Origin of the sequence: Devosia sp., assembly GCF_017307565.1 — a bacterium.
Lineage (GTDB): Bacteria > Pseudomonadota > Alphaproteobacteria > Rhizobiales > Devosiaceae > Devosia.
In genome coordinates, this window is sequence record NZ_JAFKHD010000216.1 from 1 (window position 1) to 8,438 (window position 8,438).

At 59.8% G+C, this 8,438-nt stretch carries 8 protein-coding genes and 1 riboswitch; of the genes, 2 read left to right on the forward strand and 6 right to left on the reverse strand.

Features of this window, described 5'->3' with window-relative positions; all coding sequences use genetic code 11:
• Positions 1-172: 172 nt before the first annotated feature.
• Entirely contained in the window at positions 173-964 is a 792-nt protein-coding gene (locus tag J0I64_RS06895) for a helix-turn-helix transcriptional regulator (protein WP_291406859.1), read from the forward strand.
• 84 nt (positions 965-1,048) lie between these two features.
• Here J0I64_RS06895 and J0I64_RS06900 read toward each other — a convergent pair whose 3' ends face one another.
• From J0I64_RS06900 to J0I64_RS06925, 6 genes are all read right to left on the reverse strand, one after another.
• Positions 1,049-2,050, reverse strand: a complete 1,002-nt coding sequence (locus J0I64_RS06900; RefSeq protein WP_291406860.1) for a bile acid:sodium symporter family protein — start codon at positions 2,048-2,050, stop codon at positions 1,049-1,051.
• Positions 2,051-2,083: 33 nt separating this feature from the next.
• On the reverse strand, positions 2,084-2,959 hold the full coding sequence (locus J0I64_RS06905; RefSeq protein WP_291406861.1) for an SAM-dependent methyltransferase: 876 nt from the start codon (positions 2,957-2,959) through the stop codon (positions 2,084-2,086).
• Between the two features lie 7 nt (positions 2,960-2,966).
• The gene (locus J0I64_RS06910; protein WP_291406862.1) at positions 2,967-3,467 is read right to left on the reverse strand and encodes a flavin reductase; all 501 of its coding nucleotides are present in this window, start codon (positions 3,465-3,467) and stop codon (positions 2,967-2,969) included.
• Between the two features lie 84 nt (positions 3,468-3,551).
• Entirely contained in the window at positions 3,552-4,580 is a 1,029-nt protein-coding gene (locus tag J0I64_RS06915; RefSeq protein WP_291406863.1) for a methionine synthase, read from the reverse strand.
• Positions 4,581-4,615: 35 nt separating this feature from the next.
• Positions 4,616-5,596 (reverse strand): DUF1852 domain-containing protein, encoded by a 981-nt coding sequence (locus J0I64_RS06920; protein ID WP_291406864.1) that lies wholly within the window; start codon positions 5,594-5,596, stop codon positions 4,616-4,618.
• A 223-nt stretch (positions 5,597-5,819) separates the two neighbouring features.
• Positions 5,820-6,032: riboswitch (cobalamin riboswitch) on the reverse strand.
• A gap of 427 nt (positions 6,033-6,459) precedes the next feature.
• Positions 6,460-7,248: an IclR family transcriptional regulator gene (locus J0I64_RS06925; RefSeq protein ID WP_291406865.1), complete on the reverse strand. Its 789-nt coding sequence runs from the start codon at positions 7,246-7,248 to the stop codon at positions 6,460-6,462.
• 133 nt (positions 7,249-7,381) lie between these two features.
• Here J0I64_RS06925 and J0I64_RS06930 point away from each other — a divergent pair.
• On the forward strand, positions 7,382-8,438 hold a 1,057-nt coding region (locus J0I64_RS06930), incomplete at its 3' end, for a LacI family DNA-binding transcriptional regulator (protein WP_291406866.1).

Sequence of the window (8,438 nt, forward strand, 5' to 3'; positions counted from 1 at the left end):
GGGTCGTGGAGAAGACAAGGATTCCGGCGATGACCCAAAAAGGGTTCAGGTGATGGACACGCGATGACATTTTTGCTCGGGACTGGTGCGAGGTACCCCGTTCAGATAGCGCTGTCGTTCACTGCTGGATTTGGATATTAAGTCATTTAGTATCTGAAATCGGCCAATCGCTATGGATTCCCTCCACGCCTGCCTTGCGTCTTTCGATCCGGACCTGTCCACAGAGCCCGTTTTGGCGATTTCCGTGGAGGTACGGGAGCATGAAGCCGAACTTCCCATGCACCAGCACGGCATGGGGCAGTTGGTGGTCGCCCTGCAGGGCGGGGTCATGTGCCGGGTGCAGGGTGGTCTCTGGATGGTGCCGTCCGGAAGCGGCGTATGGATACCCGGCGGCGTCGCCCACTCAAATCACGTCAGCGCCAACGGCAGGATTTGCCTCCTCTTCGTCGCCCCCTCAATCCCGGGTCTACCCGAGAATTGTTGCACCCTGTCGCTGACGCCCATGCTGATCGAGATGATCAAACACATTGCCACCGCATCACCGAACGGCAGCGCCAACACGCACCGAGACATGATCACTCAGGTGATACTGGAAGAACTGCGGCGCATGGATATCGCCGCCCTGCATCTGCCGATCCCTGACGACCCGACTATGACCAAGATTGCCAATGCTCTCATCAACAACCCAGGTGACCGCAGCACAGTGGCGCAGTGGGCGGATCGTGTGGCGATGAGCGAGCGGTCCTTAACCCGGTTGGTGAGCCGGCACACCTCGATGAGTTTTGGCCGCTGGCGCCAGCAGTTGCACATCATCGTCGCCCTTCAGAAACTATCGGCCGGAGCGACAGTACAGAACGTCTCCGATGATCTCGGCTATGAATCTGTCAGTGCCTTCATCACCATGTTCAAGAACGCGCTCGGCAAACCTCCAGGCCGATACATGGCTGAACGGATGGCGGGCTAGAGGCGGCCTCTCAACGGCACGCCACCACCATCACTCGGTCGTAACCGAAGAGGCCAGGCGGGTGTTCACCCGCCCGGCAACAACCTAGGACGCGGCCGGCTGCAACTCGCTTTCGCTGGCCAGATAGCCGGCCCGCTGCGCGATGATGGCACAGACGAAAAGCTGGATCTGATGGAACAGCATCAGCGGCAGTATGATCATGCTGACTGCCTGCCCGGCAAAGAGGATATTGGCCATGGGCAGGCCGCTGGCGAGGCTCTTTTTCGAGCCGCAGAACAGCAGGGTAAGCCGGTCCGCATGATTGAGTCCGGCGGCACGGCCGGCCCAGATGGTCGCAACCATGACGACGGCCAGCAGAACAATGTTGGCCGCGATGATGATCGCAAGGCTCACCGGACCGACTTCGTCCCAGATGCCGGCGATCACGCCAGCGCTGAAGGCGGAATAGACGATGATCAGGATGGAGCCGCGATCGACGACCTGGGTGAGCACCGTATGCCGGCTGATAAAGACGCCGACGAGCGGCCGCAGCAACTGTCCGATAATGAAGGGCGCAAGGATCTGCAGCCCGATATCCATGATGGATTCAAAGGAAATGCCATCGCCCGAGGCGTGAAGGAGTACGGCGACCAGCGCTGGGGTGAGGAAGACCCCGAGCACGTTTGACATTGATGCCGCACAGACCGCGGCGGGCACATTGCCACGCGCTATCGAGGTGAAGGCGATGGATGACTGCACGGTGGACGGCAGGATAGAAAGATAGACGATGCCGATCGCCAGTTCTTCCTCGATCCACGGCGACAAGATGGCCGCGAGAGCGAGGCCGCAGATCGGGAACACCACATAGGTGAAGCCGAAGACCAGCCCCTGCAGCCGCCAATTGGCGATGCCGGCGACAATGGCGCTGGTGTTGAGTTTGGCGCCATAGAGGAAGAACAGCAGGGCGACCGCGACATAGGCGACCTTGTCGACGATATCTGCCCCGACGCCCGAGGCCGGCCAAAGCGAGGCCAGCACCACGGTGCCGAGCAGGAGAAACAGGTAGTAATCAAAGCCGAAGCGCTTCAGGCGTTTAGCGAAAGACATGGTGCCGTGCCGGATCGATGAAAGAAGGGTTGGTTATTGGGCATGCTGCCTGAGCGGCCAGGATCCCCGTTGGCGGAGCCAGTTTGACGCCGTTTCGAGCCCGCCAAACGGAAAGATGTGCATCTGCGATATCGCCGGCCGCGCCAGAGCAGCGAGCTGCTCCTCAAGCGGCAGGACGAACGCTTCCGGCGAGTAGCCGGTCGTAAGCGACCAAAAACTGCCGGCGCCTCTCTTAAGCATGGAAAGCGAGTTACCGACACCGCAAAGCGCTGCATATCTGGTGAGCGTCGTGAGCTTGGCCGGCCCCGCCACGCCGACATGAACCGGAATATCGATGCCGATCCTTGCGAGATTGTCGATCCAGGCGAGGGTCCGCAGTGGGTCGAAACCGAATTGGGTGACGATGCGCAAGCGCAGCCCGGCCTCCTGAGCAAGAGCCTGCTTTTGCCGGAGGGCGTCCATTGCGGTTGCGTCAGGAATATCAGGACTACCTTCGGGGTGTCCTGCAACCGCGATGTCCTTTATGCCGTATCGATGGAGTGTCCCCGTTTCTAGGATTTCCATCGCACTGCCATAGGGTCCGACAGGGGTGGGGACGCCACCGCCGACAACGAGGAGATCGTCGACACCAGCCTCCTCGGCAAGTCGTCCGACACGCCGCTCGAGGGCCTGGCGGCTTGCCATCCGTCGGGCTGCGAGATGGGGTACCGCTTTGCAGCCGATATCTGTAAGGCGCCGCGCCGCCACCAACATTTCAGCATCGGTGTCGCTCCCCCCGAGGTCGGTGAGATACACGCGCGTGCCCGCAGGCAGCAAAGTGGCAAGTTGCTCGCGCGCCGGAATTTGCCTCGGGAGAACTTCGATTGAGGCAGGGAGCGGCAGGCGGATGGCAGGTTCCGGTGCAAGCATCCAAAATCTAGCCGCTGATATAGCGACGCATACAATAGAGGAGAGTGGCCCGCTCTTCGTTCTCGCGAATGTCGATGACGCGCCCGAAAAGGACTCGATGGGTCGCCTGGTCGACAGCGTTGATAAGCTCGCATTCAAAGCTCACCGAGGCACTTTCGAGTACGGGGACACCTGAAAGCCCTTCGCGCCAATCGCCGTGGGCAAACTTGTCGTCGCTCCGCGTCCGGCCGCCGAAGACGTCGGAGATTCCTTCCTGGCCTGGCATCAGCGTGTTGACGCAGAAGTGGCGCGCCGTGTCGAAGGCCGGGAAGGACGAACTGCCACGATTGATGCAGACGAGAAGCGTTGCGGGCGTATCACTGACGCTGCACACCGCCGAGGCCGTGAAGCCGAAGCGCTTTTCGCCCGACCTTGTGGTGACGACGCTGACTGACGTGCCGAGGCGCGACATGCCGTTGCGATACGTGGTTGGGTCCACAATGTCGAAACGGTGATCCACCATATTCATGCTGGTCTCTCTGATATGCTGAGATGGGCTAGTCGGGACGCCAATGCGGCGTCCCCTGTTCGCGTTGGTCTTGCCTTCGTGGCACTAGGCCGAGAGTTCCTTGCGGACGATTTCGGCGCCGGCGCTGAGGGCATTGAGCTTGCCGGTCGCAACGGCCCGCGACAGCGGGGCCATGCCGCAATTGGTGCAGGGATAGAGTTTGTCGGCATCGACAAATTTCAGCGCCTTGCGCAGCGTATCGGCCACCTGTTCCGGGGTCTCGACGGTGTTGGAGGCCACATCGATCGCCCCAACCATAACCTTCTTGCCGCGGATCAGTTCGATCAGATCCATCGGAACGTGGGAGTTCTGGCACTCGAGCGAAATCAGGTCGATATTGGATTTTTGCAGATTGGGGAAAGTCCGCTCATACTGACGCCACTCGTTGCCGAGGGTCTTTTTCCAATCGGTATTGGCCTTGATCCCGTAGCCGTAGCAGATGTGGACGGCGGTCTCGCAATTGAGCCCCCGGATGGCCCGTTCGAGCGTTGCAATGCCCCAATCGTTCACCTCGTCGAAGAAGACGTTGAACGCGGGCTCGTCGAACTGGATGATGTCGACGCCGGCGGCTTCGAGCTCCAGGGCTTCCTCATTGAGAATCTTGGCAAATTCCCAGGCGAGCTTTTCGCGGCTCTTGTAGTGGGCATCGTAGAGCGTATCGATCATGGTCATGGGACCCGGCAAGGCCCACTTGATCGGCTGCGTCGTCTGCTGGCGCAGGAACTTGGCGTCTTCGACAAAGACGGGCTTCTGACGGGACACGGCACCCACAACGGTCGGCACGCTCGCGTCGTATCGATCACGAATGCGGACGGTTTCGCGCTTCTCGAAATCGACGCCGTCGAGGTGCTCGATGAACGTCGTCACGAAATGCTGGCGGGTCTGTTCGCCGTCGCTGACGATGTCGATGCCGGCTTGCTGCTGATCGGCCAGAGTGACCCGCAGGGCGTCCCGCTTGCCCTCGAGCAATTCCTCGCCCTCCAGTTTCCAGGGCGACCAGAGCTTTTCGGGCTGGGCGAGCCAGGAGGGTTTGGGAAGGCTGCCGGCAGTGGCCGTGGGCAGAAGTTTTGTCATGTTAGGCGACCTTGTATTCTTGGTATTCTTGGTTTTCAGGAAGCGTGGGCGGCAGACCACTGGTCGAGGACGGCCTTGTAGGGCTTTATGAAATGCTCCTCGGCAAACTTCCCCTGCTCGACGGCCAGACGGCTGCGCTCTTCCCGGTCATAGTCGACGCGGGTCAGCGAATAGTCCTGGTGCTTCAGGTCGGGCTGATAGAGCGCCCCGGCCGCCGAATTGGCGTTGTAGATTTCGGGCCGATAGATCTTCTGGAAGGTCTCCATCGTGCTGATGGTGCTGATCAGCTCAAGATTGGTGTAGTCACCGAGGAGGTCGCCGATGTGGTAGAAGGCCAGCGGCGCAACGCTGTTGGGCGGCATGAAGTAGCGCACCTGCATGCCCATTTTCGCAAAGTACTGGTCGGTCGATGAGAACTCGTCCTGCCGGTATTCGATGCCCATGACGGGGTGCTGGTTTTCGGTACGGTGATAGGTCTTGCTGCTCGAGGCGCTGATGCAGATGACCGGCGCCTTGCGGAAGTGCGCCTTATAGGCGTCGGAGGCGAGGAAGGCCTTGAAGAGGTTTCCGTGCAGATCGCCGAAGCTCTCCGGAATGCTGAACTTGGCCTGATCCTTGTTATGCGCGGGCAGCACGACGCTGAAATCGTAGTCGCGCACATAGGACGAGAAGTTGTTCCCCACGATGCCGTCGGTGCGCTCGCCGGTCTTCTTGTCGACGACGTTGGTCTTGAGGATTTCGATCAGCGGAAAAGCGTCGCCATTACCTGCTCCGATGTTGAGCTCAACCGAAATGATCTCGAGCTCAACCGCGTAGCGATCGCCCTTGGGATTGTCCCAGCTGGCCAGCGCGTTGAAGCGGTTGTCGATCATCCTCAGCGCATTGCGCAGGTTTTCCTGGCGGCGCTCGCCTCGCGCGAGATTGGCGAAATTGGTGGTGACGCGCGTGTTCTCCGAGGGGGTGTAGTCCTCGTCGAAAGAAACACTCTTGATGGCGAATGTCAGGTCTTTGGTCATGATGCGGCGTCTCTATTGTCGTTCCGGGTGCCAGTCGGCGGCATTGGCATGGGCGCGAGAAGGCAATGCGCCTCTGCGGTGACAGGCACGCGAGGCGTGCCGACTGAAATTTTGCTCTGAGACATGATCTGCCCCAATATGTTGGGGGCATGGGGTCTATGGACGCATAGCGAACCGGGCCGCAAAGCAGCCTGCGCTACGCACACCAGGACACCCCGCCCGTGGACGTTATTTCGCCTCAGGCAGGTCTCCTGGCTCACGGGTCACGGCCTCCGTCCGTCTTCCCAGGCTCTCACCCAGTGACATGGTGGACTTCAGCTCGCCGCTTACAGTTGCGGGGGCAGCGCCGGCTTTCCCGAGAACGGGGCACCGACTTCCCTCTTAGCCCCGGCACATCGCGAACGACGACCGGAGAACCTAGGCAACTGCACATTCCCGCAGATGCTCCATGATGTCAATACCGTATAAAGATATCTTTATATCTTTAATCTAGGTTCGTTTGCGCCAGGCCTTAGGTCAAAGCACCGCGTTCGTTCCCCTGGGGGGAAGACGCGAGGTTCGGCTCTATACCTATGAAAAGGCTCAAAATCTTTGAACTTATCGGAAAATCGGTGACGCGCAGCACGAAGCTTTTTTTTGCGCCGGACTACCGAACAAACACAGTCGCCGTCAGCGATATGTGCTGAAACAAAGCTAACAGTGAGCACGGGATCAACCGAAGCCCCCTTGGTGGTCAGCAGAACCGTGCCGACAACGTCGAACGAGCCTCCATAACGATCGGGCCGGACATTGCCTGGAGGGACCAGTGCCGTAGCGGCGAATGTGCTTGCCGCAAGAATGCCAGTGCGACGAGCATCGCCTGATCAGGTTAAGACGACAGGCGCGGCGTAGCCCATTTTGCGAGAGAGTTCAGCAGCCGCGCTGGCAACGAGCGCACCTAGGCCACGGACCCGATCATCCGAGATTCGGTCCGGCGTCCCAGAAACCGAAATCGCGCAAACCACTTCGGAGCGCCTGTCGAAGACAGGAGCGGCCACACAACGCAGACCGACCCGATACTCCTCGTTATCAAGCGAGTATCCCTCTTCGTGGAAGCGGGCGAGTTGATCCTCAAGCACTGCCAGGTTGGTTATGGTCGTCTGCGTGCTGCGGCGGAAACCACGGCGCTTGATAACGCCGCGAACATCGTCGGGCGCGTAGCAGGCAAGGACAGCCTTGCCCATGCCAGATGAGGTCATCGGGGTGCGGCCACCAACCGTCGAGAGCGAGCGCGTGATCTCGCGACTTTGAATTTGTTCGAGGAGAACAATCTCATCATTGTCGACGATCCCGATATTGGCCGTCTCGCGGGTCTGGTCACGCAAATGACGAAGGACCGGGATGGCGGCGGCGGCAAAATTGCGATCGCTGGAAAAAGACGAGCCGATCGTGAAAGCGCCGATGCCGATATGCCAGAGGCTATCTGCCTGAGAAAACTGCACGAACCGTCGCTGTTCCAAAGTGGTCAGAAGACGGTGGACCGTGGTCAAGGAAAGCCCGGTTTTCTTGGCAAGATCAGTCAAACGCTGCCCCTTTGCCTCGTCACCCAGCACTTCCAGGAGCTTCATGGCCCTGTCGACCGACTGCACCCGGCCGTTGAGATCCTTCTCCATCCCTTTTCCCCCTCCGATAGCGGGCGATGCTCCTCAACATCGACACTTGCCAAGAGGTATGGTAGCGCTGTCATCGCGGATGTCAAACTCTTAGACATCCCATTGTCGTGGACAACCAACGTGTGATTACCCAATGGCCAAGAAGAGATCCGCTTCACGACCAACGGTTGCCGACGTGGCGGCGCTTGCCGGAGTTGGTGCCATTACGGTTTCCCGCGCCCTGCGGGATCCTTCGAAGGTTTCGCCTGCTCTGCGCGAGAGCATCGACAAGGCCGTGCGGCAGCTCAACTATGTCCCTAATCTCAACGCTCGCGCGCTGGCTTCGCGCCGCTCGGACGCCGTCGCGGTTCTGGTGCCCTCGCTGACGCAGAACATCTTCTCGGACGTTGTTCGAGGTATTTATGACGGGCTGACCGACAGCAAGCTGCGGATTGAACTGGGCAATACGCGATATGATGCGCAGATCGAGGAGGAACTGGTGACGCGCATCATCCGTCATCAGCCCGCTGCCATCATCGTTTCGGGCACGGAACAGACGGCGGCCACGCGGCGCATGCTCGAGGAAGCTGGCTGCCCGGTCGTCCAGATCATGGACATGACTGACAACCCGATCCAGAAAATCATCGGTTTTTCGCATCGCAATGCAGGCCTTGCCATGACACGACACATGCTCGCCGCGGGCTACCAGCGCATTGCATTCTTTGCCGGCTGGATGAATGCCCGTTCCAAGCAGCGCTTCGAGGGATATCGCCAGGCCATGCAGGAAGCAGGGCGCTATGATGAGGGACTGCTGCGAGAGACGGGCAACGACGAATCTGAATTGTCCCGTACCGGCCACGACAGACAGCACGAGTTCTCATCGACCATGATCGGCAAGCGGCTGATGCTGGACATGCTCGATACACGGCCCGATGTCGATGCCATCTTCTGCAACAATGACGTGCTTGCGCTCGGGGCACTCTTTGCCTGTCAGGAGCGTGGCGTGAGCGTACCGGACCGTATGGGCATCGCCGGCTTCAACGATTTTGACTACATGTCTGCCGCCTGCCCCGCCCTGAGCAGCATCCGCATCCATCGCTGGCGCTGCGGCTTTGAGGCCATGCAGTCTGTCTGCCAGCAACTGGCAGGTGGACCGATCGGCGAGCCCATCGTCGATCTTGGCTTTGAAATCATAAACCACACAAACACAC

Excerpts from the sequence above, each read along its gene's own strand:
- J0I64_RS06895 (WP_291406859.1), top strand. The coding sequence starts at position 173 with ATGGATTCCCTCCACGCCTGCCTTGCGTCTTTCGATCCGGACCTGTCC.
- J0I64_RS06900 (WP_291406860.1), bottom strand. The coding sequence starts at position 2,050 with ATGTCTTTCGCTAAACGCCTGAAGCGCTTCGGCTTTGATTACTACCTG.
- J0I64_RS06905 (WP_291406861.1), bottom strand. The coding sequence starts at position 2,959 with ATGCTTGCACCGGAACCTGCCATCCGCCTGCCGCTCCCTGCCTCAATC.
- J0I64_RS06910 (WP_291406862.1), bottom strand. The coding sequence starts at position 3,467 with ATGAATATGGTGGATCACCGTTTCGACATTGTGGACCCAACCACGTAT.
- J0I64_RS06915 (WP_291406863.1), bottom strand. The coding sequence starts at position 4,580 with ATGACAAAACTTCTGCCCACGGCCACTGCCGGCAGCCTTCCCAAACCC.
- J0I64_RS06920 (WP_291406864.1), bottom strand. The coding sequence starts at position 5,596 with ATGACCAAAGACCTGACATTCGCCATCAAGAGTGTTTCTTTCGACGAG.
- J0I64_RS06925 (WP_291406865.1), bottom strand. The coding sequence starts at position 7,248 with ATGGAGAAGGATCTCAACGGCCGGGTGCAGTCGGTCGACAGGGCCATG.